General features: G+C 60.2%; 28 protein-coding genes, 1 tRNA gene and 1 other RNA gene. 12 read left to right on the forward strand and 18 right to left on the reverse strand.

Features of this window, described 5'->3' with window-relative positions:
- Together WBP53_RS15140 and WBP53_RS15145 are read left to right on the forward strand one after the other, a co-directional pair.
- Positions 1-367: hypothetical protein (locus tag WBP53_RS15140; RefSeq protein WP_423930391.1), on the forward strand; the 367-nt coding region annotated here is incomplete at its 5' end.
- Positions 368-413: 46 nt separating this feature from the next.
- Positions 414-1,106 carry a hypothetical protein gene (locus WBP53_RS15145; RefSeq protein ID WP_423930393.1) on the forward strand — a complete coding sequence of 231 codons (693 nt, stop codon included), beginning with the start codon at positions 414-416 and terminating at the stop codon, positions 1,104-1,106.
- 27 nt (positions 1,107-1,133) lie between these two features.
- Here WBP53_RS15145 and pcp read toward each other — a convergent pair whose 3' ends face one another.
- From pcp to WBP53_RS15205, 12 genes are all read right to left on the reverse strand, one after another.
- Positions 1,134-1,778 (reverse strand): pyroglutamyl-peptidase I, encoded by a 645-nt coding sequence (gene pcp / locus WBP53_RS15150; RefSeq protein ID WP_423930395.1) that lies wholly within the window; start codon positions 1,776-1,778, stop codon positions 1,134-1,136.
- A complete protein-coding gene (locus WBP53_RS15155; RefSeq protein WP_423930397.1) occupies positions 1,775-2,770 on the reverse strand; it encodes a DUF979 domain-containing protein in 996 nt (331 codons plus the stop codon). The genes pcp and WBP53_RS15155 overlap by 4 nt, the downstream gene beginning before the upstream one ends.
- Complete coding sequence (locus WBP53_RS15160) at positions 2,767-3,477, reverse strand: DUF969 domain-containing protein (protein WP_423930399.1); 711 nt, start codon at positions 3,475-3,477, stop codon at positions 2,767-2,769. The genes WBP53_RS15155 and WBP53_RS15160 overlap by 4 nt, the downstream gene beginning before the upstream one ends.
- Positions 3,478-3,642: 165 nt before the next feature.
- Positions 3,643-4,443: a 5-oxoprolinase subunit PxpA gene (gene pxpA / locus WBP53_RS15165; RefSeq protein WP_423930401.1), complete on the reverse strand. Its 801-nt coding sequence runs from the start codon at positions 4,441-4,443 to the stop codon at positions 3,643-3,645.
- Complete coding sequence (locus tag WBP53_RS15170) at positions 4,407-6,194, reverse strand: DUF885 domain-containing protein (RefSeq protein ID WP_423930403.1); 1,788 nt, start codon at positions 6,192-6,194, stop codon at positions 4,407-4,409. The genes pxpA and WBP53_RS15170 overlap by 37 nt, the downstream gene beginning before the upstream one ends.
- 76 nt (positions 6,195-6,270) lie before the next feature.
- Positions 6,271-7,215 carry a biotin-dependent carboxyltransferase family protein gene (locus tag WBP53_RS15175; protein ID WP_423930405.1) on the reverse strand — a complete coding sequence of 315 codons (945 nt, stop codon included), beginning with the start codon at positions 7,213-7,215 and terminating at the stop codon, positions 6,271-6,273.
- The gene (pxpB, locus tag WBP53_RS15180) at positions 7,212-7,907 is read right to left on the reverse strand and encodes a 5-oxoprolinase subunit PxpB (RefSeq protein ID WP_423930407.1); all 696 of its coding nucleotides are present in this window, start codon (positions 7,905-7,907) and stop codon (positions 7,212-7,214) included. The genes WBP53_RS15175 and pxpB overlap by 4 nt, the downstream gene beginning before the upstream one ends.
- Complete coding sequence (locus WBP53_RS15185) at positions 7,904-8,317, reverse strand: HIT domain-containing protein (protein WP_423930409.1); 414 nt, start codon at positions 8,315-8,317, stop codon at positions 7,904-7,906. The genes pxpB and WBP53_RS15185 overlap by 4 nt, the downstream gene beginning before the upstream one ends.
- On the reverse strand, positions 8,314-8,985 hold the full coding sequence (locus WBP53_RS15190; RefSeq protein ID WP_423930411.1) for a dienelactone hydrolase family protein: 672 nt from the start codon (positions 8,983-8,985) through the stop codon (positions 8,314-8,316). Before WBP53_RS15190 ends, WBP53_RS15185 begins: the two co-directional genes overlap by 4 nt.
- Entirely contained in the window at positions 8,978-11,053 is a 2,076-nt protein-coding gene (locus tag WBP53_RS15195) for a diguanylate cyclase (protein ID WP_423930413.1), read from the reverse strand. Before WBP53_RS15195 ends, WBP53_RS15190 begins: the two co-directional genes overlap by 8 nt.
- A 379-nt stretch (positions 11,054-11,432) precedes the next feature.
- An RNA gene (gene ffs / locus WBP53_RS15200) (signal recognition particle sRNA small type) lies at positions 11,433-11,529 on the reverse strand.
- Positions 11,530-11,595: 66 nt separating this feature from the next.
- Positions 11,596-11,688, reverse strand: a tRNA-Ser gene (locus WBP53_RS15205).
- A gap of 155 nt (positions 11,689-11,843) precedes the next feature.
- On the opposite strand from WBP53_RS15205, the gene dnaX reads away from it, so the two are divergent.
- From dnaX to WBP53_RS15225, 4 genes are all read left to right on the forward strand, one after another.
- Positions 11,844-13,490: a DNA polymerase III subunit gamma/tau gene (gene dnaX, locus WBP53_RS15210; RefSeq protein ID WP_423930415.1), complete on the forward strand. Its 1,647-nt coding sequence runs from the start codon at positions 11,844-11,846 to the stop codon at positions 13,488-13,490.
- A 1-nt stretch (position 13,491) separates the two neighbouring features.
- Entirely contained in the window at positions 13,492-13,815 is a 324-nt protein-coding gene (locus WBP53_RS15215; RefSeq protein WP_423930417.1) for a YbaB/EbfC family nucleoid-associated protein, read from the forward strand.
- Positions 13,812-14,414, forward strand: coding sequence for a recombination mediator RecR (gene recR / locus WBP53_RS15220; RefSeq protein WP_423930419.1), 603 nt, complete (start codon positions 13,812-13,814; stop codon positions 14,412-14,414). The genes WBP53_RS15215 and recR overlap by 4 nt, the downstream gene beginning before the upstream one ends.
- Before the next feature lie 144 nt (positions 14,415-14,558).
- Positions 14,559-14,903, forward strand: a complete 345-nt coding sequence (locus WBP53_RS15225) for a histidine triad nucleotide-binding protein (protein WP_423930421.1) — start codon at positions 14,559-14,561, stop codon at positions 14,901-14,903.
- Positions 14,904-15,004: 101 nt separating this feature from the next.
- Here the strand turns inward: WBP53_RS15225 and WBP53_RS15230 are convergent, their stop codons facing one another.
- From WBP53_RS15230 to WBP53_RS15255, 6 genes are all read right to left on the reverse strand, one after another.
- The gene (locus WBP53_RS15230) at positions 15,005-15,523 is read right to left on the reverse strand and encodes a Slp family lipoprotein (protein ID WP_423930423.1); all 519 of its coding nucleotides are present in this window, start codon (positions 15,521-15,523) and stop codon (positions 15,005-15,007) included.
- A gap of 41 nt (positions 15,524-15,564) precedes the next feature.
- A complete protein-coding gene (locus WBP53_RS15235; RefSeq protein ID WP_423930425.1) occupies positions 15,565-17,556 on the reverse strand; it encodes a transglutaminaseTgpA domain-containing protein in 1,992 nt (663 codons plus the stop codon).
- Positions 17,546-18,532, reverse strand: coding sequence for a DUF58 domain-containing protein (locus tag WBP53_RS15240; protein ID WP_423930427.1), 987 nt, complete (start codon positions 18,530-18,532; stop codon positions 17,546-17,548). Before WBP53_RS15240 ends, WBP53_RS15235 begins: the two co-directional genes overlap by 11 nt.
- Positions 18,532-19,497, reverse strand: a complete 966-nt coding sequence (locus WBP53_RS15245; RefSeq protein WP_423930429.1) for an AAA family ATPase — start codon at positions 19,495-19,497, stop codon at positions 18,532-18,534. The genes WBP53_RS15240 and WBP53_RS15245 overlap by 1 nt, the downstream gene beginning before the upstream one ends.
- A 93-nt stretch (positions 19,498-19,590) precedes the next feature.
- The gene (locus WBP53_RS15250; protein WP_423930431.1) at positions 19,591-20,187 is read right to left on the reverse strand and encodes a Maf family protein; all 597 of its coding nucleotides are present in this window, start codon (positions 20,185-20,187) and stop codon (positions 19,591-19,593) included.
- Positions 20,180-20,629: a hypothetical protein gene (locus tag WBP53_RS15255; protein ID WP_423930433.1), complete on the reverse strand. Its 450-nt coding sequence runs from the start codon at positions 20,627-20,629 to the stop codon at positions 20,180-20,182. The genes WBP53_RS15250 and WBP53_RS15255 overlap by 8 nt, the downstream gene beginning before the upstream one ends.
- A gap of 151 nt (positions 20,630-20,780) precedes the next feature.
- On the opposite strand from WBP53_RS15255, the gene WBP53_RS15260 reads away from it, so the two are divergent.
- The 6 genes from WBP53_RS15260 to fabG all read left to right on the forward strand — a co-directional run bounded on the left by WBP53_RS15260 (position 20,781) and on the right by fabG (position 25,209).
- Positions 20,781-21,296 carry a YceD family protein gene (locus tag WBP53_RS15260; RefSeq protein WP_423930435.1) on the forward strand — a complete coding sequence of 172 codons (516 nt, stop codon included), beginning with the start codon at positions 20,781-20,783 and terminating at the stop codon, positions 21,294-21,296.
- Positions 21,297-21,392: 96 nt separating this feature from the next.
- Entirely contained in the window at positions 21,393-21,587 is a 195-nt protein-coding gene (gene rpmF, locus WBP53_RS15265) for a 50S ribosomal protein L32 (protein ID WP_423930437.1), read from the forward strand.
- Positions 21,588-21,664: 77 nt separating this feature from the next.
- Complete coding sequence (locus tag WBP53_RS15270) at positions 21,665-22,633, forward strand: beta-ketoacyl-ACP synthase III (protein ID WP_423930443.1); 969 nt, start codon at positions 21,665-21,667, stop codon at positions 22,631-22,633.
- 45 nt (positions 22,634-22,678) lie between these two features.
- Positions 22,679-23,482: a serine/threonine protein phosphatase gene (locus WBP53_RS15275; protein ID WP_423930439.1), complete on the forward strand. Its 804-nt coding sequence runs from the start codon at positions 22,679-22,681 to the stop codon at positions 23,480-23,482.
- Positions 23,483-23,484: 2 nt separating this feature from the next.
- Positions 23,485-24,426 carry an ACP S-malonyltransferase gene (gene fabD, locus WBP53_RS15280; RefSeq protein ID WP_423930445.1) on the forward strand — a complete coding sequence of 314 codons (942 nt, stop codon included), beginning with the start codon at positions 23,485-23,487 and terminating at the stop codon, positions 24,424-24,426.
- A 39-nt stretch (positions 24,427-24,465) separates the two neighbouring features.
- Positions 24,466-25,209 (forward strand): 3-oxoacyl-ACP reductase FabG, encoded by a 744-nt coding sequence (gene fabG, locus WBP53_RS15285; protein WP_423930441.1) that lies wholly within the window; start codon positions 24,466-24,468, stop codon positions 25,207-25,209.
- The last annotated feature ends 329 nt before the right edge of the window (positions 25,210-25,538 follow it).

Consider the following 25,538-nt stretch of genomic DNA (forward strand, 5'->3'; position numbering starts at 1 on the left):
GGTGCACCCCATGAAAACCCTGACCACCAAGTTCCGTACTTCGCTCGTCGTCCTTCTGCTCGGCATGTTCATGGCGGGAGCGGTCCACGCAGGAAGCATCAAGGATGGCCGCATCACCGTGAAACCGGCCAAGGACGACCGCTACCAGGTCGATGGGTACACGTTCGGGAAGGCTGAACTTTTTGGCTACTTGAGTGAACTCAAGGAGACCAAGAATATAACAGCGATCATACTTAGGGATGGAAGCAAGAGCAGCACCAAGGCGACGGACGAACAGCGCAATTCGATTGCCAGCATTGGCACAACCTTGCAACTTGAGACCTTCACGCAGCAGGGCAGGGACGTCGAGCCGCTGGTCAAGGACTGAGCCACCCGCGCAATCGCTGGCCGTGAGCGCCTGGACGGCGCTCCGAATGCCAGGCGCCACCTTCGGCTGGCATGCCACGTTGCGCCTGGTCGGGTGGAGTTTCTGCCTGATTGCCCTCATCAGCACCAGCGAGGCACTGGCAGGCAACCCTCTTGCCGAATGGACCGATCGTCTTTTCGGCGGTAGGGCGGACAGTTCAAGAGTCCTCATGGCGCCTGACGAGGGCGTGGTGGTGCTGGATCTTGAGCGACCGGAACGCGTTCGCATTGACGCAAACGCGGACCAGCGCGAATTCCCCAAGGGCAAAAGCCGCTACCGCGAACTGGAGCTTCCGCGCGAATACGCGAATGTTGCCGTTCGCCTGCAAGTCATCTCCCGCCCCAATCCCGAGGGTCGCGGCAATTCGGCATTCAAGCCAATCCTCTATGTGCTCGACGACGACGGCAACGTGCGCGAGTCCAGGGAGGTCGATTCATTGCAGATTGATATCCGACCGTTCAGGCCGACGCGCCTGCTCGCCTGCATTCCGATGGAAAAGGTGCGCAGATTGGCCCTGGCCACGCCTTCGGCAGCGGTCGGCCAGTATTTCCAGTCCAAACCGCGCGACAAGATCAAGGCTCCGAGCAAGAATGGTTTCTACTACGAGACCAATTCCATCAAGTCCAATCTTCCGTACGTCTCGACGGGGGAGCTGATCGTCGAGGTTGTGCCCGCCACAGGCAAGGACGCAGGCTGCTGAATCCGGTTCGAAACACCTGGGTGTCGATCAGTACGTCGAACCGCCAGGCACTTTCAAGTCCGTCTCTGTAGTCAGGGCAGATTCGATTGCCGCACGCGCGCCCAGCACCATCGATTCCAGGGGCATTGCGGGCTGCCCCGGATGCAGATCAGCCTGTTCGGGCAGCCATGGGACATGGATGAATCCTCCATGTGCCGAAGGATGTTCCGTCTCCAGCAAATGGCAGAGCCAGTAGAAAACCTGGTTGCAGACAAAAGTCCCCGCGCTGAGTGAGAGTGCGCAGGGAATTCCCAGTGCATCCAGGCGGGACTTGATGAGCTTGACCGGCAAGCTGGAAAAATAGGCGCCAGGCCCGCCATTCAGTACCGGAGTATCGACGGGCTGCAATCCGCTGTTGTCGGGAATGCGTGCATCGATGAGATTGATGGCGATGCGTTCCAGCGCCATCTCGGCCCGGCCTCCGGCCTGTCCCAGTGCAATGACCATTCTTGGCTGATGACGATCCAGCAGTTCCGCGAGGACTGCTGGCGCATCGGTAAACGTCACCGGCAGGATTGCGCCTACCACCGCGTGTCCGGCAATGATTTCGCCATCGAGCTGGAGTGCGATCTCCATCGACGGGTTGATGGTCTCATCTTCGAACGGCTCAAACCCCAGGATCAGAACGTTCATCGAAACACCAGCACGGCCATCAGCAGCACGTTGACGAGCATCAGGACCAGAGCGGTCGGTATCTGCGAACGAATCACGCCGTACTGGTCGGGCAGCTCAAGCAGTACGGCAGGCACGATGTTGAAATTCGCCGCCATGGGCGTGAGCAGGGTCCCGCAGTAGCCGGTAAGCATTCCGATGGCACCGAGTATGGCCGGATCGGCATCATGCTGGATGATCAGCAATGGCAAGCCGATGCCCGCCATCATCACCGGGAACGCGGCAAACGCATTGCCCATGATGATCGTGAATACGACCATGCCGAAAGCAAATGCGAGCAGGCAGGCCATTCGGCTGTCGATGGGAATGATCGCACTGGTCAACGCGGCAATGGATTCCCCGACACCAGTGGCCGCAAATACGCCACCGAGTGTCGCGAGGATCATTGGCAGCAACACGGCCCAGCCTAGCGAGTCGAGCAGGCGCCGTCCTTCGAGTACGGCCTGCATGGGGCGGGCCTTGGTGACGTGCAATGCAGCCAGCATGGCGATGATGCTGGCGAGGCCGAGGGACGTCAGCGTCAACGCCGTGGGATCGAGCAACGGAGTACCGTTCCAGGAAAGCAGGTGATGACCATCCCAGGACACGTAACGGGCTTCGACATAGAAGAGCAGGGTGACCAGCGGAATGGCGAGTGCTGGAATGAACAGGCGATTTCCAAAACGCCCCGCGTCGAGTTCACGACGTTCCTTGTCGCCAGCTGGCTCTGCCTGAAGCCCCAGTTTGCTGAACGCAGCCAAGAGGCCAAGCAGGACCACACCAGCACCCATGATCTGGGCAGGAAGTTCGTTGCCGCGCTCCGTGGCTGCGGCGATGTACTGCCCGAAAACGAAAGGTCCGGAAAGCACGAGCCAGAAGGAAGCCATGATCCATCGGCGCTCGCGCATATTGAGCCAGGCTGCCGCTACAAGGAAAGCGCCGACCAGCCAGTAGAGATACTCGACGAGAATCATCGATCGGCCTCGCTGGCATCCCGCCTAACACGATCACGCATGAGGCGGCGCTGCAGCAGTTGCGTGCGTATGGAGTGGATGATGAATGCGGCGATCGCGGTTGGCAGCGCCCACAGGGAAATCGACAGCGGTTCAAGTTCGATGCCGTTGCGACTGTAGAAGCCCTGGATGAGGAGGACTGCACCAAAGGCCATGAATACGTCCTCGCCAAAGAACAGGCCGACATTGTCAGTTGCAGCTGCGCTGGCGCGGACAGTGGCACGTTCGTCCTCGGTCAACGGTCCGAGGCTGCGTTCAGCCGCAGCTTCGCTCATGGGCGCGACCAGTGGCCGCACGGTCTGCGCATGTCCTGCAACGTGGTTGAGCCCGATCATGCTCAGCATCTGGCGCAAACCCAGGTAGCTGATCTGGAAGCGCGCCAGGGTCAGGCCGCGGAATCCCGCTATCCAGCTGCGTGCCCGCTCGCGCAAGCCAAAATGTTCGAGCAGGCCGATCGCGGGAAGGGTAAGCAGGAACAGGAGAAGCACGCGAATATCCACAAACGTCTTGCCGAGCAGGGCGAGAAGGTCCGGGACGCTGATCCCTGCAGCAAGTCCACTGACGAGTCCGGCGATGACTACAACCAGAACAGGATTGCGCCGCATCGCAAATCCTGCGACGACGACGGCGACCCCTAGCAGGGGCCAGTAATTGATGTCTGCGGGCATGCGCCTCCCCGATTCGCGAATTCAAGCCACATGCTAACCCGGATGATTTACGGCAGGCAGACTGAATGACGCAATGGCTCGAATGCGTAGTGGAGCTTCGATGTTTCAGACGCGATCTGCTTCCCCGGTGAGATGGAAAGTTGCGCGGGATGCGCGCCGAAATAGTCAGCTCGGGTCAGGAGCCAGTATCGAAATTTGCGACTCGACCAGCGCCTGATGCAGAAGCCTGGCAAACTCGGCTGCATCTTCGCGATCGCCATGCAGGCAAATTGAATCGGCATGCATGGCCAGTTTCTTTCCCTCCAGCGTGATGGCGTGTCCCTGGACGACAATTGTCCGGGCCTGGTCAACCGCATCGCCGTGTTCGACGATTACCGCGCCGGCTTGGCTTCGCGGAGCGAGGCTGCCATCCGCCATGTAGCGACGGTCGGCGAACGCCTCGTGCACAACACGCATGCCGGCACCCAGACCTGCTTTGGGCAGCTCGCTGCCGGACAATCCGACCAGGATCAGTTTCTCGTCGAATTCGCGTACCGCCTGGACAACGGCGATTGCGAGGTCGGGATCACGCGCTGCCTGGTTGTACAAGGCCCCATGAGGTTTGACGTGATGGAGATCCACGCCTTCGGTCTCCGCGATGTCAGCCAGTCGTCGCAATTGTTCGCCGATCAGGGCGTTGATATCGAGCGCGTTCCATGGCTGTTCGCGCCGCCCGAAATGCTTGCGATCGGCAAATCCCGGATGCGCACCTGCGGATACATTGAACTGCCTGCATAGACGCAGCGTCGCACGCATGCTCGAGTCATCACCGGCATGCGCCCCGCAGGCGATGTTCGCCGAGCTGATGAAAGGCATGATCGCCGCATCGTTCCCGCAACCTTCGCCAAGGTCACAGTTGAAATCGATGCGGCGGTTCACTGGAGGCGCGCTCAGTTGGCGGGTGGCCCAAGCGCAGGCGCCTGCCACAAGCTGGTCTTGATCTCGCCATCGAGCATTTGCGCCCGCACGAGAGGGATGGGAGGGCCGCCATAGCTCAGGAATTCATCGTGGAAAGCCTTCCAGCTCTCACGACCACCACGGGTTGCAGTCCAGTCTTCGCGCAGCTGCATGATCATCAGCTTGCCAAGGGTGTAGTTCAGATAACCCGGATCGTAGGTGCCACGTGCGGCCTGCTGGCGCGCGTTGCCCGGATCCTGGTATGCCTGGTCGAGGAACATCTGTTCGGATTCCTGCAGGCTCATGCCGCCCGTGTGCAACCCAACGGCCGACAGATAGCGCACGTTGCGCAACAATGCGTTGGTCAGCTGGCCGATGTGGGTTTCCGGTGTGGCGCCGTCGAGCCCTGCATCGAACATCATTTCTTCGGTGTAGTGCGCCCAGCCTTCGGCGTATGCATAGCCGACGAACAGGCGCCCGAAAATCCACTTGGAACGGTTGGCGTGCAGGAACTGCAGGAAGTGACCTGGCCAGACTTCGTGTGCCGAAACGAACAGCAATGCAGCCTTGCCCGGAACATAGGCCTCGCGCTCGGCTTTCGGCCAATCCGGATTGGGCGGTGCAATGTAGTAAACCGAAGGCAGGTTGGTCTCGTAGGGACCGGGTATCTCAATGTAGGCAAAATTCCAGCGATTGAACGGTGGGGCTTCTTCGACCTTCGCCTCTTCGGTGCCGGGGATGGTTACGAGATCCTTTTCGACAAGGAAGCTGCGCAATCCTGCCAGCTGCTCTCGCGCCCCTTCGACTGCGCCGCCTTCGGGCTTGTTGCTCGCAGCCTTGTCGACGCATCTTTTCAGGGTTTCGCCAGGTGCGTACTCATGGCAGGCGGATTTCAACGATGCAAGATTGCGTGAAAGGTCGGCTTCACCAGCAGCCTTGATCTGATCAAGTGGCAAGTCGACCCGTTCATTCATCCTCAGCATGCGGCTGAACTTTTCAGCACCGAGCGCGAAATCCTGGGTTGCCTCGGGTTTGAGTGAGGTAAACCAGTCCGACATTTCGCCTGTTGCCTTGATGGCATTTTCGTTGGCGATTTTGAAACGCGCCTGCAAGTCGGCATCGTCTACTTCGGAGAAGATCGCCGGAACGTCTTCAGCAAAGAATCGCGAGTAGCCTCCGAAAGTATTGATGCCAAGTTCGACATAGGTTGCCGGCAGTGGCGGGCGCATGTTTGTGCGGATCTGATCGATTGCAAGCGGCAGGGCTTCGAGATAGCTGACGAATGCAGTCATGCGCTGAGCAAGGGGAGCGTATGGTCGGGTCAGGTACATGCTCGGCGACAAGTCACCTGCGTAGTACATCGGGTTGCTATACGGAAAGCCGGAATCCTCAAGCGTGAAGAGCTGGCTGTCGATCATCGAAAGCACGTAATCGCGCTCAAACCTTTGCTGTTTGTCGAGTTGCTCATCCTTGAACGCGGCCACTGCGTCGTGTTGTGCGTGGAGCCAACTGGCGTTGTCGGCCAGTGCCTGCGGGCTGTAGTCCGGCAGCCTGCCGTCGAATTCATGCTTTCCGGAGCTTGCAGCGAATACCGGGTTGCGCTCGAAAAAACCATTGATGAAGGTGTCCACGGCAGCCTGCCAGGCAATACCCGGATCCGGAGCTTGCGTTTCCCTGGCCGGCTCAGGCTCGGTCTTTGGTGCCGGTGTCGAGTTTGGCTGACATGCGGCCAGTAGAACGCCGAGCAAGGTGATGGACAATACTGTGCGGATGCAAGCCATCGAACAACTCCAACTATGCGGGACGGCCAGACTAGGGCTTCACCGACGTTGCTGCAATCCGTCGACCGTGTTCGGGTCAGCCGTCAATCGCGATCCTGATACGTGCCAGCCGCTGTTGCTGCGCGTGCAAGGCTCGCTGCGCTTCGATCGGCGAACAGGCAACGAAATGGAATCGCTCGCCGGGCCTGAGTTGGCCCAGTCGGGGCTGGTCGGCGAGGACGGCATGTGCAATTCGAGGGTATCCACCATGGGTTTGGGCGTCGGCCATCAGAACGATCGGTTGTCCATCGGGTGGCAACTGGACAGTTCCTGACATGACCGGCTCCGAAATGCGCTCCCTGTCGGAAGAGATCGCCAATCGTGTTCCGCTCAGGCGAAGCCCCTGTCGATTGCTGGCTGCCTCGACCGTCCATTCCGCTTTGCAAAGCGCATCCGGATTGATCAGCGGGTCGCTACCCGGCAAGACACGGATACGTGCGGGCGAACCCAGATCAAGGTCGTCCGATGGATCCACCCAACGTGTATCGACATGCAATTGGGATTCGTTGTGACCGGTATCGAGGATCGCCAGCTCATCGCCCGCTGCGAGTACTCGTCCATGCAATCCGCCGAATCCGGATCGCAGGTCGGTACTCGCGCTGCCAAGTACCGGATCGACCTGGATGCCGCCCTGAATGGCGAGATAGGCTCGGGCACCTTTTCGACAAGGACCCAGGTGCAGGATGCTTGAAGCGGGAAGAACAATACGTCGCCAGCACGGAATGGCGACATCTCCGACATGGGCATCGATCACAGCGCCGCATATGGCAATGATTGCGCCTGTTTCGAACAGCAGGCTTGGACCACTCAGGGTGATTTCAAGAATGGGTGCGTTGTGCGAATTGCCAGCCAGCCAGTTGGAGACGCTTGCCGAATAGGCATCCATGACTCCGGCCGGGCAGACGCCAAGGTGTCGATAGCCTGCGCGGCCCCGATCCTGGACACTACTCGACAAGCCTGGCGAAATTACGTGAATGCTCATTGCTTTCTGCCAGTCTCGTGCCCACTCTCGACGAAGCGCACGCAATCGCCGGGACCAATGGCGGCAGGCGGATCGTGTTCGTGATCGAAAAGGCAGAATTCGGTGCGCCCGATGATTTGCCAGCCTCCCGGCCCCTGACGCGGATATATTCCTGTCTGCGTACCGCCAATGCCAACGCTGCCCGCGGCGACTCGAGTGCGTGGCGTCGCATGTCGTGGCATGGCCAGCTTGAGGTCCATGCCCAGCAGATACGGAAATCCAGCCGCGAAGCCAAGCATGCCAACCCGGTATGTCGACGCCGTATGGCGACGGACTACTTCAGCAGAGTCGATCCCGCAGTGTGCGGCAACCTGTTGGAGGTCGGGGCCAAATTCACCGCCGTAGCGCACTGGAATCTCATGCCAGCGTGTGGCCTGAACGGACTCAGTTCTCACTTTGTCCAAAGCCGTTTCGTTCAACCATTTGCGGACCGCGTCGAATGGAACCATGTCGATCGGGAACGCAAGCGGATCTATGCATAGCGCGAGGCTGGAGAACGCGGGAACGACTTCCAGGAGCCAGGGCGGGGCCTGGCGTCGGACCTGCTCGGCCAGAGCATGCACACGCGAGTTGGTGTCCTCATCCAGCGAGTCACCCAGACGCAGTAGCAGTGCACTTTCTCCCAGCGCCTCGATCGTGAACGGCTTGCTCACGCAGCCAGGCGCTCCTGCAGTTGAACCACGCGTTCCAGTAGCGCTTCTGCGCTATAGGGTCGGGACTCGACGCGCCCCCAGATCGGTGATGGCCAGCTCGGATCAGTTTCGAAACGGGCGATGACATGCACATGCAGTTGAACGACAACATTGCCCAGGGCGGCAACGTTCAGCTTGTCGGGTCGGTACGCGTCGCGCAGGAGTCGTGATGCACGGTCCACTTCGTCTGCCAGTTGATGTCGCCGGGACTGATCCAAATCGATGAGATCGCGCAAGCCGGGAAGCCTGGGAACAAGGATGAGCCATGGGTAAAGGCTGTCATCGATCAAGCGAACATCGCAGAGTTCGAATCGCGCCACAGGATGTGAATCGGCGGCGAGTCGCGCATCGAGAATGAACGCGGTTGTCATGATCCGGCTCCCAGGGTTCGTTGCAGAAAATCCAGCGTGCGCTGGTACGCCAACGCCGCACTGGCCTCATCGTAGTCGTCGCGCGCGTCACAGTTGAACCCGTGGCTGGCGGGGTAGACGAAGATCTCGGAATCAGGCAAGGCGTCCCGGTGACGCTGGATTGCCTGCGTGGGAATGGAGGAGTCGCGTTCACCGAAGTGAAACTGCACGGGTGCGCGAGTGCCCTCATCCAGATACGCAACGTTGCGTGCACCGTAGTAGCTCACGGCTGGCATGCCGAGACGACCTGCAGCCAACAAGGCAACGGTACCACCCCAACAATATCCGACCACAGCAATCGGACCGGCCGATCGGATGGTATCGGCAGCACCGACCACATCGGCCATCACCATTTCCACCTCGAGTGCGCTGGTGAGGTCGCGGCCGCGTGCGATGCCGGCTGTCGTGTAATCGAGCTCGACACCTGTCTCCAGATGATCGAAAAATGCGGGAGCAATTGCCGTATATCCACTCGCGGCAAATTGATCGACCACACTGCGAATATGCGAATTGACGCCGAATATTTCCTGCACCACGACGATACCGCCCTTGGGTGCAGTTCTCGCGTGAGACAGATAACCGCCAATGCACTGCATGCCGCCACCGCCTATGGCGACCTGACTACCCATGGATGAACGACTCGACCGGGCCCGATATGCGGGAAAGGGTTGCGACTCGATTGCGCCCGGCAGCCTTGGCCGCATACATGGCCTGATCTCCGGCATCCAGTAGAGAATCCACGCCAGGCTGTGGGTTGCCAGAAAGATCAGCCAGACGTGCCAGTCCGATACTGACCGTGACGATAATGCCCCTGGTGTCCATGCCCGCAAGCGAACTCTGAACTTGTGATCGAATCGAATCTGCGATGTCTTCCGCGTCTTCGGCACGCTCGCCTTCAAGCAGAACCACGAACTCTTCGCCGCCGAAACGGCCGAGCAGATCGCCATCGGCCAATTGGCTGCGAATGGCTGCAACTCCAGCCACGAGAACGCGATCTCCAAACAGATGCCCGAGTTGATCGTTGACCAGCTTGAATGAATCGAAATCGATCATCAGTACGGCGAGGGGGCGGTGTCTGTCGAGGCAGACGTGCAGTTTTCGCTCCAGTCGCTCGCGCAAATGGCCACGATTGAATACGCCTGTCAGCGAATCGCGAATTGAAGCCTGATAAAGCGCAGTCGCGCGTTCCTCAAGTTGCCGGTTGGCACTGGCCAGGGCCCTCGATTTCGCATCGAGCTGCTCGCCTTTCAGAAGCAGCGCGTTGTTCAGCCGATTCACGCCTCTGAAGCGCCAGATGACAAGCAACAACGCGAGGCAGAGTCCGGCCAACACCACCATCCCCATATGACGCTGGATTTCCTGCTTGCCGAGCCTTTCGGCTTGCAGCTCATTGCCTTTCTGCAAAAGGGCGAGATCCTTTTCCGACTCGGCGCGGGCATGACGTGTCTTGAGGTCGCTGAGTTGTCGGCTGGCACGCGTGCCGAGCAGTAATTCTCGCTGTTCGCCGTGACGGCGCAAGTAGCGCAGTGCAGCTGCGAAATCGTGCTCGGCCAGGGCGATTTTTTCGCGTACCGAGTAGGCCTGGACCAGTTGCGGACGCAGCATGGCGGCCTCCAGTCCCGAAATTGCCTCGTCAATCATTCCGCGGGCACGCAGGGAATTGCTCTGGGACTGATTGATTTCGGCAAGGTGCAGCAGGGAGCGAGCGACGATTTCGCGCTGATTGAGTTCGCGACCAATTTCCAGGGCTGATTCAAGCAGCTCAGCCGCCTCCACCGTTTGTCCCAGCCCGAACTGGGCTCGGCCGGCTTCGAGCAGCTCAAGCCCCTGTTTCGCGCGATTGCCCAGCGCAACGTCGATGCCGAGCGCCTCATTGGCCGCTGCCAATGCGACGTCGTGGTCACCGACGTCATTGAGCAGGCTCGCATAGCTGCCAAGGATGGGAGCGTAGGTTTCCGGACTGATTTGTCGATTCACACTCTCAAGCGCGCGCTGGAAGTACTTGCGCGACATCGCTTCATCCTCGATTTCCCGATAGAGCAGGGCGATGTTGCGAAGGCTGGTTTCCTGGGCATCCCCGATTCGCTCGCGGATCTCGAGAGCCTGGAGCTGCAGTTCAAGCGCGCGAGCAAAGTCTCCGCGATCGCGGTAGACGGTGCCAAGGTTGGTCAGCATCAGCGCGCGTCGAAAGGCGCTGCCTTCCTCGCCCAGCAGTCGCATGGCGAGCATGTTTTGCTCGAGAGCCGTATCCAGATCACCTCGCCGACGGGCGAGCACTGCGATATATCCATGCGCCGCCGACTCGAAATCCGCCGATCCTGCCTGACGTGCCGTAAACAGCAGAGTGTGGGCCAACTTCTGTGAGTCGTCGTAGTCGCTGAGCACGAGTGCCATTTCAGCTTGCTGCTCGAGGGCCTGCATCAGCGTGGTCCTGTCACCAAGCGTGGAAGCGACCTGGGCCACGCGCCGCCATGCAAGCCTTGCTGGCCCGGACGCACGCAAAGCCTGCATCAAGTGGGCGTCAACACGCACGACAACGAGCTCGGCGCGTGGCCCACCCAGCCCGCCACCAAGAAGGCGAGGCACTACCAGGAGTTGTTGCGCACCTTCTGCAAAGTACTGTGGCGCCCGCAATCCTTCGGCATGATTCGCGCTTTCAGCCTTGACTGTGCCGGCCAAAGCCACAACCACGAGCACCGGAAAAAGACAGGCCGTTTGAAACCGCCAATTCATGGTCCAGCCCGACGCTTCGAAAGAGCTTTCATCAGATCCGGTAACACCAGATTCAAGGTTGTCGATTCACTGGCGTGCGTCATGCTACCGGGCGCCAGACAATCATCCTCAATTGTACGGTGATACCGAGGCCGGCGCTAAGCCAACCATCGAGCAGGGCGAATCGCGCAAGGCTGGTGCGGTTTCAGACAGGAAGTCCGTGCGAACACTGCGTCGAGCCATGCGATGGCATCGGACAACGCATGCGGGGCTGAGCGACCGGCCAAGGATGGCCAGGCCGGAAACTGCTCCAGGGACGGCTGCTTGCCGACAGTTGCTCATGATTTCTGGAATAGAGTGGCAGCCTCGCCAGCCACACCCCGGCACCCGAGTTGCTTGCTGCCGTTGCTTCCTTCCGGACCTGGCGGAGTTCACAAGCTATCGTCGCGAGGGGACAGACGAGGCCACCATAAAGCGATTTGGCACCGCTACGTTGCGCCGCAGTGCGATTTTTCAATACCTGAAACTGGCGGAGAGAGCGGGATTCGAACCCGCGAAGCGGGGTTTAGCCGCTTACACACTTTCCAGGCGTGCTCCTTCAACCACTCGGACACCTCTCCGCAATCTCAAACTCCGCCTGAACCCTGATTCACAGCAGCTCTGGCGGGCGGCGGAGGATACTAGGCATGCCAGTTTCAAACAAGCGTGTCATCAACAGGTTTGGTCAGGCCCTCGATAACTTGGCACAATCGGGGGTCACTCCCCGGAAGTCACCATGTCGTATCAGGTCCTTGCACGAAAATGGCGCCCCCGGCAGTTCTCCGAGCTGGTCGGGCAGGAACATGTGGTTCGCGCGCTGTCACACGCGCTTGATGAGGGGCGGATTCATCATGCTTTCCTGTTCACGGGAACCCGTGGCGTGGGCAAGACGACAATTGCCAGGATATTTGCCAAGTCCTTGAATTGCGAGACGGGTCCGACATCCACGCCATGCGGCACCTGCGCCATCTGCACCGATATCGACGCAGGCCGCTTCGTCGACCTGCTCGAGATCGACGCGGCCAGCAATACCGGCATCGACAATGTCAGGGAGCTGATCGACAACGCCCAGTATTCGCCGGGGCGGGGCAGGCACAAGGTGTACCTGATCGATGAGGTGCACATGTTGTCAAAGGCGGCATTCAATGCCTTGCTCAAGACTCTGGAAGAGCCGCCCGAGCACGTCAAGTTCCTGCTGGCCACGACCGACCCCCAGAAGCTGCCGATCACGGTTCTTTCACGCTGCATCAAGTTCAACCTGAAGCGACTGACGGCCGAGCAGATCGTTGGCCAGATGCGCCATATCCTCACCGCGGAGGGCGTGGAATTCGAGGGCGAGGCCATTGAAGTGCTTTCGCGTGCAGCGGACGGGTCGCTGCGAGATGGATTGTCACTGCTCGACCAGGCGATTGCCCACGGCGGGGGGCGCCTGGCAGCGATTGATGTGCACGCCATGTTGGGCACTGTCGAGCGCGCAAGGGTTCGCGAGCTGCTCGAAGCGCTCATTGCACACGATAGCGGCAGGCTTTTCGAGGAGATCAACAGGATCGCGGAATTCGCGCCGGACTTTGCCCAAGTCCTCGACGAGCTGGCTGGCCTGTTGCATCGCATCCAGGTGCATCAGCTGGTCCAAGGCATGCAGCCTGACGAAGATGCTTCCGTTGCCGGCCTCGTTGGCCAGATCGATCCGCGCGAAGTCCAGCTCTACTATCAGATTGCCCTCACTGCGCGGCGTGACCTTCCGCTGGCGCCGACACAGCGTGTCGGCTTCGAGATGGCGCTTTTGCGCATGTTCGCGTTCGCGCCTCAGGACAGTGCGGGAGGAGTCAGCAATCCGAGTGGATCAACGCGACAACTCGGTAGTACGGCAGCTCCCGTGACCAGGACGGCAGCCCCGAGGCCGGTCTCACCGCCGACAGTCGAGTCCGCAAGCGATCCGAAACCGGTATCCGAGCCCAGGAACGAAATCCGCGAGCCCGCAGTCGAAACGGGACCACTGGTGATCGATGACTGGCAGGGACTGCTGCAACGATGCGAACTGGGGGGGCCAGTCGGGCAATTGGGTCTGCATACGGTATTGCTTGGCGTCGATGGCAACATGTTGCGCCTTGGCCTGAAGGCGGCGCATGAAGGGTTCGCTTCGGAGCCATTGCTGGACCTGCTCGGGAAGCGGCTTGGAGCTGCGCTGGGTCGGCCTGTGCGTGTTCGCATCGAGCGCGCGGCGGATGGTGCCGAGAGTCCTGCCGATACCTTGGCCAAGGTCCACGAATCCCGCCGACAGGAAGCCCGCGATGGCTTGCAGTCCGACCCGGCGGTACAGTCCCTGATAGACACATTTGGTGCCCGAATCATCAGCGATTCGGTACGCCCACTGGAGAGATGAAATGAAAGGCCCACTTGCCGGATTGATGCAACAAGCGCAGCGCATGCAGGAAGAAATGAAGCGCGCCCAGGAAGAGCTCGCCCAACTGGAAGTGACCGGCCAGTCCGGCGGCGGCCTCGTCAGCGTGCTCATGAGCGGAAATCACGAAGTCCGCAGGGTCAACATCGATCGGAAGCTGTTCGCCGATGATGCGGAAATGGCCGAAGATCTGGTGGCCGCCGCCTTCAATGATGCAGTGAACAAGGTTGCAGAGCAGAGCAAGGAGCGCATGGGCGGACTCGCTTCCGGCATGAATCTTCCACCCGGGTTCAAGATGCCGTTTTGAGTACCGGCTCACCCCTGTTGAGCGATCTGATCGAGGCCCTGCGCTGTCTTCCAGGGGTCGGGGCGAAGAGCGCCCAGCGCATGGCTTTTCATGTCCTGGAGCGTGACAGGCCAGGCGCCCGACGACTTGCCGAGCGGCTCGCGTTGGCGATCGAGAAAGTCGGGAATTGCCGACGCTGCCGTGGCTTCAGCGAGCAGGAGGTTTGTTCGCTGTGTACCAACGCGTCGCGCGACAAGGCGCTGTTGTGTATTGTCGAAACGCCGGTTGACCAGATGGCGATAGAGCAGGCTACCGGCTATCGCGGTTACTACTTCGTGTTGCTGGGCAGGCTCTCGCCGCTGGACGGGCTGGGTCCGAAAGAACTCGGGCTGGATCTTCTCGCGGCAAGGCTGGCGGAGGGCGAAGTGGAAGAGCTGATCGTAGCGACCAATCCCACTGTCGAAGGCGAGGCAACCGCCCATATGCTCTCCCAGCTCGCGCGCGCGGCCAGCGTGCGCGCGAGTCGCCTCGCCCATGGCGTGCCACTTGGCGGTGAACTTGAATTCATCGACCGCGGCACGCTGGCCCATGCTTTCGGTGGCAGGCAGTCCCTGCTTTAGCCGGCTGTTGATAGCGGCACGATACCGCATGAGGAAGTGCCTCAGGAGGCACGTTTGCTACGTGTAGACTGCACGTTGCCGTGCCGTTTCGTTTTGAGTCTGGCGCGCGCTAGTGAACTTGAACAGCCTGTCGAGGAGTAATCCGTGGAAGACACCATTTTCTCGAAGATCATCCGCCGCGAGATCCCTGCGGATATCGTTCACGAGGACGACGAAGTCATCGGCTTCCGTGACATCAATGCGCAGGCACCCACCCACGTCCTGTTCATTCCCAAGCGTCCCATTGCCACGCTGAATGACCTTGAGGACGCTGATGCCGTTCTCATTGGCAAGCTGGTGCTGGCAGCAACCCGCTATGCCAGGGCAGAAGGATTGGCCGAAGATGGCTACCGCTGCGTCATCAACTGCAATGGCCACGGCGGGCAGACGGTCTATCACTTGCACCTGCATCTGCTGGGTGGGCGTCAGATGCACTGGCCACCCGGCTGAATCAGCTGCCCGGACAGGCAGTCGGCGATGACTGGGGCATCCGGGTGTCCGCCTGGCGCGGGAACAATCGACGAATCAGGTCGGCCGCCTGAATCCGGGGATCACCAGGGGCCCCAGAAACCCGCACCCCAATATGGCCCGAAGCCGCCCCAGTAGGGGGCATAGGGCCAGGGGTCGTCCGTCTGGATGATCAGGGGGCGCTTTGGCCAAAGGTAGATCGTGTCGGCAGCGACGCGTGGATAGGTGTAATCGAATTTGCCAACCAGACCTTTCTCGGTACCCTCGACCTTGCCGGTGATGGTCAGGTCACGGCCTTTGACGAAGACCTCCGGATCATAGAATCCGGCCCGGCAGGCAATGAACCGACCATCACTCGAATCGCTCGGTCGTGGTCGCGCCTTCGCGTCGAGTTGACGTGACAGCAGTTCGAAACAGGTCGCGGATTCACCCGGGGTCACCTTGATGATCTCCCCGCCCCAGCGCACTGATTCTCCAGCCTGGCCACTGTCTGCCACCTGTGAGGGATTCACCTCGGAGAATTGTCCCTTCAATGGCACGGGAACGGTGACGCACGCTCCGAGCATGGCCGTGATGCAACACAGAAATAGGAATCGCTGCATGAGTGTTCTCCGGAAGTGTCCGATCGGACCCTAGCTTAAGGCTATTCCTCGGCTGCTGTCCGAACGCGTTGTCGTTGTTTTCTGACCTTGCCTTGCAAGCGGAATTCCCGAATTTCCCGTGACAGTGAAGAAATTTGAGTCTTTTCGGCAACAGACTGGGCATAGCGCAGCTGCACGTAGAGACGCACGATCTGCTCGGCTCGGGTTCTTGTGCCAGGATCCTCTATTTCAAGCTTCATCCGAATGAGCCAGGCCAGCGGACCTTCATCGAGTCGCGGAGGGATCCCATGCCGCGAGACTTTCCGTCGGAACTGGTTCCACGCCTTGTCGAGTGCGTCTGCATCCCGCTTCTTTCCAGATCGCATAACCCAGGCAGTAGCGATCAAGAGCACAATAGTCACGACGATGCTCAACGCCAGCAGCAGGTCGCCTTGTCGCGCCTCGGAGATGCCAATTGGTGCCAGCAGACTTTTCTGACGAAGGGCATTGAACTGGACGATCGTCTGGGTCCACATGCGATTGACGAGGTCGAACTGGTTTCGCATCTCGAGCAGCCATGCGTTGCCAAACCAGGCCTGCTCACCATTGGCTGATGAACCACCGACTTCGATGCGTGCCGGGTTGACCGCCGCAGTTGGATCAATCCGGACCCATCCGCGATCCTGCAACCACACTTCAGCCCAGGCGTGTGCGTCGGATTGGCGGACCAGGAGGTAACTGCCAGCCTCATTCCACCAGCCCCCCTGGTAACCGGTGACGACGCGGGCAGGAATACCCGCTGCACGCATCAGGAACACAAAAGCCGAACTGAAGTGTTCGCAATAGCCCGCCCGCGTGTTGAACAGGAAGTCGTCAACGCTGTTTCTACCCAGCGGGGGAGCGACCAGGGTATAGGTGAATTGTTCGCCGAACAGTTCAAGCGCGCGGTTGACGATGGATGAGGGGCGAGGGTCGGCGTCACGCCAGCGGTCTGCCAGAGCGACGGCGTCCGGATTGAATCCTTCGGGAAGCTGCAGGGCACGCTTGCGATCCGAATCTTCAAGAGCGGACGCGAGCCGGTAGTCGATAGCGGAGCGCACCGAATATTGCCTGATCTGGGAATTGCGGTTTCGCCCGATCAGTGTGCGGTCCCTGGTCATGCGTGTTCTTTCGGGTGTCTCCAGGGGCACATCGAGAGCAACCAGCCATGGGCGATCAGTGGGCTCCAGAGTGATTTCCTGGATCACTTCTTCCGCAATAGCATCAACGGGTTCGAGTACCCGTTGCGGGAAGCCATCCTCGCGACTCCAGGTCCGGCCGTCGAAGTCCCAAAGGACGATTGCGCGGAAGTACCGCTTCGATGGAGCAGGGGGCGGCCCATTGAACGTGGCCCTGAGTGCAGGGGTGTCGTCGATCAGGAGCTCGGTCATCGAACCTGGCGACATGCTGTCGCTCAGTCCCGTACGCGCCTCGTCTGCCGCGCCTGGCGATCCCCAGAGTGGCGAGCCCAGCCTTGGTATGAACAGAAAGGCAGCCAGGGCCAGAGGCAAACCGAGAGCAAACAGAAGTGCGCCCGTGCGAAGCTCGCCGCGCAATGGCCTGGAAGGCTCGACAGGGGCAGGTTGTAGCGCGTTGAGCGAAGCCAGCAACAGGATCAGGCTGGCACAGAGTACCAAGGTAAAGCTGATGGTTTGCGTGCTGAGCAAGGCGCTCATGAGGACAAAGGCGGAGAATCCAAGAGCTGCACGGGCGTCTCGGATGCGTTCGCTTTCGAGCAGCTTCAGCATCAGCAGTCCGCAGGCCAGCGCACTGCCGGGCTCGCGGCCGAAGAAGTTGCCGTAGTGAAGGATGATCGCGGCGAACAGGGCCGCAACCATCGGTACGCGCCACCAGGCGGATATGGGCTTGCCACCGCGACTGCGGCTGATCATGCGCAGTGGTGCGATCAGCGCAAGCACCGCAATCAGCCATGGCGGCAAGCGAGCCGCGTGCGCGAGCACCGCCAGCAAGGCGGTGATGGCAAGCAGGTTGAACTGGTGCGTGCTAAGCCGCATCAGGCAACAAGGCCAGAGTGCGCAGGCATGCGTGCTTGTGCCGGGTTCCCAGGCCGGGGCCAAGGGTCTGGCCTGGAACCGACAGGGTGTAACTGATCATGGCTGCCTCGGCCGCAAGCACCCACGCTGTCAGGCGACTGATTCGGGATTCCGGATCCAATCCTCCCAGCCGCGCATAGTCCAGATGCACGTTGTCATCGATTTGCCTCTCGCTTTCGCGAACAAGCAAGGCGTCATGCCGAGCGGATGCTTTCCAGGCTATGCGTCGTTGCGGATCTCCACTTCGGTAATCGCGCAGCCCTGAGTACTCATCGCCATCACCGGGAGTTGCGCGCTCGCCATGTCCGCCAGCCCCCAGTGGCAGGGGTGGTGCATCCGCCTCGACGGCCGGATAGACAAGAATTGACAGGTCCGGGTTGATCCAGCTCCAGACCACGAACAAGCCCAGGGGCTGCTCGGTCCAGAGTTTCATCCTTCCCGGGCGCAGCCAACCGCGGCGCCGGGTCGGCAATGGAATGCCGACACTGAAAGGCTGTGTGGCCGGCATGGCGAAGCAACGATGCGCGCCACTCCACCTGAGTTGAAGCCCGGGCCGGGCACGTTGTGATGCCGCGAAACGGCATTGCACTTCGACAACATCACCTGCGTGGCAGTCTGCGGCATTCAAACCGAGCAATTCCAGCCCGGCCAAAGTGCGAAATCCGGCAAACAGACTCATCCAGCCAGCCGCACCGAGGATGCAGGTCAACAACAACGCGGGATTGTTGGCGTAGTTGAGCGAACCCAGTTGCATGACAACAAGCAGGACGGCGAAAGCCAGTCCGAAGCTCGTGGGCAACACGTAGATGCGCCTGCGGTGCAGCGCTACCGGCAATGCCTCGGCGGCACGCAGACGTGTCAGCGCGGGCAGCCTCCGCTCGGCGATGGCTAGCAGGCGCTGTCGCCAGGAAGGAGTCGTTGCGCCGTCGGCGCTCATCACACCGGAGTGGACTCGATCAGGCTCGCGACGAGGGTCGCGCGACTGGCCTTTGCACTGGAGCCGAGGCTCAGTCGATGGCCTGCGATATAGGGAAATACGGCCTGCACATCTTCAGGGATTACGAAGCCGCGTCCAGCCAGCAAGGCATGCGCCCGGGCGGCGGCCAGAACCGCAAGCCCTGCACGCGGCGAGAGTCCGACCCGGATTTCCGCGTGCCGCCGACTGGCGTCTAGCAGATTCTGAACATAGGCAACCAGGGCTGAGCTCGCCAGCACTTTTGTTGTCGCCGAACGCAAGGCCAGGATCTGTGCGGCAGTCAGGCAAGCCGAAAGTCCTTCAAGCAACTGCTTTCGATCAGGCGAGGAAAGCATGGCGCGTTCGGATTCGGCGTCCGGATAGCCAAGACTCATGCGCAACATGAACCGGTCGAGCTGGGAGTCGGGCAACGGATAAGTGCCGGCAAAATCGACAGGATTCTGGGTTGCCACGACGAAGAACGGATGGGGCAGGGTGTGAGTATGCCCGTCAACGGTGACTTGCCCTTCGGCCATGGCTTCGAGCAGGGCGCTTTGTGTCTTCGGGGTGGCCCTATTGATTTCGTCGGCTAGCAAGAGTTGGGTAAAAACCGGGCCGCCGTGGAACTTGAAAGTGCCGGGGTCGCGCTCATAGACGCTGACTCCGATGATGTCCGATGGCAACAGGTCGCTGGTGAACTGAACCCTGTGGAAATCCAGCCCGAGAGTGATCGCCAGGGCATGAGCGAGCGTGGTCTTGCCGACTCCGGGCAAATCCTCGATCAGCAAATGGCCTCCCGCCAGCAGGCATACGAAAGCCAGCCGGACTTGTTGCTTCTTGCCGAGCAGGATGCCGTTGACCTGGGCAATGCTGCGAGCGAGCGCATCCCTCAGGTCTGCGTCAAGAAGTGTGTGATGGGGAAGCGGTTGGGAGGTGGAGTCAGGCATCGTATTGTCTGGGCTCATTGGGGCTAGTAGCGAAGGGGCGGCTGGCCCGGATTGCAGTTTAGCGTTGGCTGTTGTCAGCGTGCGAGTGAACCGTCATGGAATCACCAGGCCGCAACGTCGCAACAGGCGGCACAGAATGATCAGGGGCAAGCCGACGATGGCTGTCGGGTCCTCGCTTTCCACGCGCTCGAACAGCGAAACGCCGAGCCGTTCCATCTTGAAGCTGCCAGCGCAATCCAGTGGTGTCTCACGATCGAGATAGCGCCTGATCTCGGCTTCGCCCAGGTTGCGAAAGACAACGCGTGTGGTATCGAGGCCCTCATGGAAGTACTTGGCTCCGTTCCGGTTGTCCGCGATACAGACAGCAGTATGGAAAACGACGGTCTTTCCGGAGCACATGGCCAGTTGGGTGCGAGCTCGCTCCATTGTTCCCGGTTTGCCGAGCGCCAGGCCATCAAGATCGGCGACCTGATCGGAGCCGATGACCAGACTGTCGGAAAACTGCGCGGCTGCGGAGCTGGCCTTCAATCTGGCCAATCTTGCGGCCGTGTCATGCGGGCACTCGCCACTGTCCGGAGCTTCATCGACCGCGGTTGTGCTGCAGATGAAATCTCCAAGCACGCGCTGCAGCAGTTCAGCCCGATAGCGTGAGCCCGACGCAAGGACGATCCTGGGAATGGCGTCACTCACCGGAAGGGAGCTCGAGCTCGGCGCCGGCAGCGGCCAGTTCCTCGCGCACTTCGCCGAGGCGTTCGAGCTGGGTTGCCAGCTTTTCACGCGAGTGAACGAGGGCGGCCTCCGCCGAGCGCAGTTCACCGAGTGAGGCCTCGGCGCCAAACTGGCGCAACCACAATCGATGCTGGAGCAGGTCGTGCAGCGCCGCCTGGACCTCCGGTTCGGCGGTCAGCGTGGCGTGGGCCGACAGGCTAATCGAAGGAGGCAAGTGACTGACGAGGGCCGGGATTTCACGCAATCTGGCCCGGCATTCCTGCAAACCCTGCTCAAGCGCATCGGCATGATCCAGCACACTGCGCAGGGTGCGGGTGCGCGCGCCCAGATGGCGTTCACGCAGCCAGACCACGATGGCAATAGGGGCCAATAGCAGGGCGGCAATGAGTAGATAGTCGATCAATGGCGAGATCTCCTGAGGGGGCTCAAGTCTGCCGGTTGCAGGCACTGGCAGCAATTCTTCCCCAGATCGGCTAAAATTCCGCATCGAGTCAATTGCTTGCGACACTTTTCCATTTGACATTGGATGGGGTCGCACCTACCATCGCGCGCCCATGCCAAACACCGTGCCAGACAGTATTGATCCTTGGCGCCTGGTGCAGGCCCGACGCGTGTTTGAGGGGACGATTCCCCTCAGGCAGATGGAGCGCCTAGTCGGTCTGCTGGCCGCGCCTACTGGCGATGCGGTCTACCGGATCGAGTTCGGCAAGGACGATTTCGACATTGCTTGCGCCGACCTTAGAGTCGATGCTGGCTTGTCTCTGGTTTGTCAGCGCACGATGCAGGTATTCGTGCAGCCCGTCAGAATCGACCAGCGCCTTGGGCTGATTCGGGACGAGGGGCAAGAAGCCGCGTTGCCCGAGGGCTATGAGGCGTTGCTGGTCGAGAATGGCCAGTTGCGCTTGAAGGACGTCATCGAGGACGAGTTGATTCTCGCCTTGCCATTGGTTGCGCTGAGCCCGGGTGCGCCGCTGGAGCAGATTCCGCTTTCTTCCGGATCTGTGCCGGAGATCGATCGGCCGCCGAATCCGTTCGCCGTGCTCGGACAATTGAAGAAAACCAAGCACTGAGAATTTGTCGGTTGCGGTCGTCAGGCCAGACCGCGATAGAATTGATACATCACACGGGCTTGCATGCAAGCCGCTGGATTCATCTGGAGAGTAGTCATGGCAGTTGCCAAAAGTCGTAAATCCCCCTCAAAACGCGGCATGCGCCGCTCACACGATGCCCTGAGCCCCAAGCAACTGGCCACCGATCCGACCTCGGGTGAAGTGCACCTGCGTCACCACATCACCAAGGACGGGTACTATCGTGGCAAGAAGGTCATCGAAACAAAGACCGCCGTTGCCGATACGGAATGACTGCGGGAAAATGAAGCACACAGACGGCGGACGCCCCTGAGGGATCCGCCGTTTCGTTTTGTTCGGGAGAATCGGTCCTGTTCTATTCACGCATAGCGGGCACGGGCAGTTACCTGCCAGAGAACATCGTCACCAACAAGGATCTCGAGCAATTCGTCGAGACCAGTGACGAATGGATTCGTTCGCGCACAGGAATTCGTGAGCGCCGCAAGGCGGCCGATGGGGAAACCACCGGCGACCTGGCCTTCCACGCATCCACCCGGGCCCTCGAAGCAGCTGGCGTCGATGCATCGGAAATTGACCTGATCGTTCTCGGCACCACAACGCCAGACATTATTTTTCCGTCCACCGCGTGTCTGCTGCAGCATCGCCTCGGAGCGAACGGATGCGCGGCGTTTGACGTCAACGCAGCGTGCTCCGGCTTCGTCTACGCGCTCGGGGTGGCGAATTCGTTCATTCGCACCGGTCAGTCGAAGAAGGCTCTTGTTGTTGGCGCGGAGACGCTGACCCGGATGCTCGACTGGAGCGATCGCGGCACCTGTGTCCTGTTTGGCGACGGTGCTGGTGCCGTCGTCCTCGAAGCAGCTGAAGAGCCAGGCATTTACACTACCAAGCTGCATGCAGACGGCGGCTACAAGCATTTGCTGTACAACCCCGTAGGCGTCTCAGCCGGCTTCCGTGATGAGCCCAATCATGGCGTGCGCGTGATCATGACCGGCAATGAAGTCTTCAAGGTTGCTGTAAAGACGCTGGATCGGATCGTTGGAGAAACACTGGAAGCCGCCGGGATGGACGAATCCCAGGTGGACTGGTTGATCCCCCATCAGGCCAATCTGCGCATCATCGAAGCCACCGCAAAACGTCTCAAGCTCCCCATGGAGCGTGTTGTGGTGACCGTGGATCGCCACGGAAACACCTCTTCGGGCTCGGTTCCATTGGCTCTCGACGAAGCCGTACGTTCGGGCAAGGTCAAACGTGGTCAGAATGTCTTGCTGGAAGCGTTCGGAGGCGGATTTACCTGGGCTTCGGCCTTGTTGCGCTATTGAGAAGCTCGTTCGTACGCTTCGCGGCGAACTTCGAGGAGGCCAGTCATGGCGCGACGACTCCTGTTGAATGATCGCAAGGTCTGGTTGAAGCAATACGGCAGCAGTCGTCGACGCTTCACGCTGGGTGTTCTGGACCGGCTTGCGCGCAGTCTTTCAATTGAGCCATTGCGTCCGCCGCCCCACTACTCCGGCGACAGGGCCCTTTCCAATGAACTCCGTCGCGTCAAGGAACTGCAGGCGGCTGATGTCAATGTCCCCGACATTCTGGGACAGGGACGGGCCACTCTCCTGCTGGCAGATATTGGCGTGTCGCTGTCAAGCTGCCTGAAGGAAGCCAGGAGTGACAAAGCGAAGCGCGATCATCTGGTCTTCATGGCGATTGATGCCATCGCTGGCGTGCATGCCAAAGGGCTCTATCTCGGCAGTCCCGAGCCACGCAACATGACGTTCGGCAATGAATGCATCGGCTTTCTTGACTTCGAAGAAGACCCGGGCGAAGTCATGCACCGCGACGTTGCCCAGGCGCGCGACTGGCTCATGTTCGTGCATGGGGTTGCCAAATTCTATCCGGAACAGCACGTCAAACTGGCTGGTCTGTTGCAGAAGGGCCTTGATCGGGCGAATCCTGATGTCACCCGTCGTGTGCTCGACGCGGGCAACAGGTTGAGCAGGCTCGTTTCCCTGTTCTGGCCATTTGGCGGAAGCGAGGGAAAAATTCGATCGGCCCTGCGGACTTTGCGTACTCTGGCCAGTGATACGCTGGTCGCTGTCATTGTCTGGGCCGGCATGTTTTCGATGGACAATGACGCTGGATCACTGGGCTGGAACCTGATGGGGAACCTTCTTTGAATATGAACACCAATACCATTGCTTTCGTGTTCCCCGGCCAAGGGTCCCAGGCCGTAGGCATGCTGGCCGATCTCTCCGATCAGCATGAAATCGTCAAGCACACGTTCGTGGAAGCATCCGAGGGAGCTGGCACCGACTTGTGGGCGCTCAGTCAGGGCGGTCCGGAGGAAATGCTCAATCGAACAGAATATACCCAACCGGCGCTGCTTGCGGCAGGAGTCGCGGTCTGGCGCGTTTGGCAATCCCGGGGCGGTGCCATGCCCGTGGCCATGGCAGGCCACAGCCTGGGTGAATACAGTGCGCTGGTCGCTGCGGGGGCGCTGAAGCTTGTGGATGCGGCCCATCTTGTCCGCATTCGCGGCCAGGCCATGCAAGCGTCGGCGCCAGAAGGATTTGGCGCAATGGCCGCGGTCATAGGAGCGGAAGACGCTCTGGTCGAGACCATCTGCGAGGAAGTATCCGGTGATCACGTTGTGGTACCCGCCAACTACAATTCGCCTGGGCAGATCGTCATTGGCGGCCACGCGGTGGCCGTTGATGCCGCGCTGAAAAAACTCGCTGATGCGGGCGTGCGCAAGGCGGTCAAGCTTGCGGTCAGCGTGCCGTCGCATACTCCGCTGATGCGCGAGGCGGCAAACCGGCTGAGCGAAGCCATGAGCGCCTATGAGTGGCGCGAACCCTCCATCCCGGTCGTGCAGAATGTTGATGCCAAAGTACACGAGTCAACGCAGGCCATACGCGACGCGCTTGTGCACCAGCTCTATCTTCCTGTGCGCTGGACTGCATGCATGCAGGCCTTGAGGTCAGCGGGAGCAACAAGATTCGCTGAATGCGGTCCTGGCAAGGTGCTCAGCGGCCTGGCACGGAGGATAGACAAGAGTATCGACATGCGTGCACTGGGGAGCCCTGCGGACCTCAACGCTGCGCGTGACGCCTGGGCCTGAGCCCAATCTGATTTTCATTTCTCGTTTGAAGGTTTATCCATGAATGAATCGCTGGCAGGTGAAGTCGCGCTGGTTACTGGCGCAAGCCGTGGAATCGGTGCCGCAATCGCTGATGAACTCACAGCGCGTGGTGCACGCGTCGTTGGAACGGCAACAAGCGAAGATGGCGCCAAGGCCATCACGGCACGTCTGGAGAAGCTCGGCGGAGCAGGTCGCGTACTCAATGTCGATGATGGCGCGGCTGTCGAAGCCCTGGTCGCGGAAATGGCGGCAGAGTTCGGGCCAATCGGGATTCTGGTCAATAACGCAGGCATTACCCGAGACCAGTTGCTGCTTCGGATGAAGGAAGAAGAATGGGATGCGGTCCTGAACACCAATCTGAGCTCGGTATTCAGGACTTCCAAGGCTGTCCTTCGCGGCATGATGAAGGCGCGCAAGGGACGCATCATCAGCATCGCATCCGTCATCGGCTCGATCGGCAATCCCGGCCAAGCCAACTATGCAGCGGCGAAGGCTGGCATCATCGCATTCTCCAAGTCGCTGGCTCGCGAGATTGGTTCCAGAGGCGTTACGGTCAATGTCGTTGCCCCTGGCTTCATCGATACGGACATGACACGCGCACTTGCCGAGGATCAGCGCGCACAGTTGCTGGGCCAGATTGCGCTCCAGCGATTCGGTGAACCGTCAGACATTGCCCAGGCCGTAGCCTTCCTTGCATCGCCTGCGGCCGCCTACATCACTGGCGAAACACTCCATGTCAACGGCGGAATGCATATGGCCTGAGGCTGTCTCGGCCCGTTCCGCATGGAAAATGGCGGGGAACGTTGCTTCGACGGCATTGTCTGAGCCTGACCGCAGCCGGAAGGCGGCCCTTTTGGCCGGATGCAGGGGGCAGTTTCCCCGAAGTACGACCGGCGCTAGCAGGTGCCCGCATGTTCAACTACAATTTGCCTCGCCTCGCAGGAAGATTTCCCGCGTAGCGGAACCCGGACCTAGCGCGTTGCCACCGGCATTCCGCAATCCGAATCACGAAACGAGATCCCATCGGGAGACAAGAGACTTATGAGCACTATCGAAGAACGCGTCAAGAAAATCGTCGTCGAGCAGTTGGG

It is taken from the genome of Dokdonella sp. (assembly GCF_049593775.1).
Classification (GTDB): domain Bacteria; phylum Pseudomonadota; class Gammaproteobacteria; order Xanthomonadales; family Rhodanobacteraceae; genus Dokdonella.